We start from the raw sequence: 733 nt of genomic DNA, 5'->3' as shown, positions 1-733 counted from the left end.
GAGATCAGCGTGCCCAAGGGCACCCTGGTCATCCGGGCCGCCGAGCAGCTCGGCATCGAGATCCCCCGCTTCTGCGACCACCCCCTGCTGGACCCGGCCGGCGCCTGCCGCCAGTGCATCGTCGAGGTCGAGGGCCAGCGCAAGCCGATGGCGTCCTGCACGATCACGTGCACCGACGGCATGGTCGTGAAGACCCACCTGACCTCGCCGGTCGCCGAGAAGGCGCAGCACGGTGTGATGGAGCTGCTGCTCATCAACCACCCGCTGGACTGCCCGGTCTGCGACAAGGGCGGCGAGTGCCCGCTGCAGAACCAGGCGATGTCTCACGGCAACGCCGAGTCCCGCTTCGACGGCAAGAAGCGGACCTACGAGAAGCCCGTACCGATCTCCACCCAGGTGCTGCTCGACCGCGAGCGGTGCGTGCTGTGCGCCCGCTGCACCCGCTTCTCCAACCAGATCGCGGGCGACCCCATGATCGAGCTGATCGAGCGCGGCGCGCTCCAGCAGGTCGGTACGGGCGAGGGCGACCCGTTCGAGTCGTACTTCTCCGGCAACACCATCCAGATCTGCCCGGTCGGCGCGCTGACCTCGGCGGCGTACCGGTTCCGCTCCCGCCCCTTCGACCTGGTCTCCTCGCCGTCCGTGTGCGAGCACTGCTCGGGCGGCTGCGCGACCCGCACCGACCACCGGCGCGGCAAGGTCATGCGGCGGCTCGCCGCCTACGACCCCGAGG

General features: G+C 70.3%; 1 protein-coding gene. It reads left to right on the top strand.

Going from position 1 to position 733, the window contains the following annotated elements; translation table 11 throughout:
* Nucleotides 1–733, top strand: a 733-nt coding sequence (locus tag C3481_RS16120) for a 2Fe-2S iron-sulfur cluster-binding protein (RefSeq protein WP_146053679.1), incomplete at both ends; no start/stop codon positions are given.

It is taken from the genome of Microbacterium sp. Ru50, assembly GCF_002920555.1.
GTDB classification, from domain to species: domain Bacteria; phylum Actinomycetota; class Actinomycetes; order Actinomycetales; family Microbacteriaceae; genus Microbacterium; species Microbacterium arborescens.
This window is presented reverse-complemented; position numbering and strand designations above follow the sequence as displayed.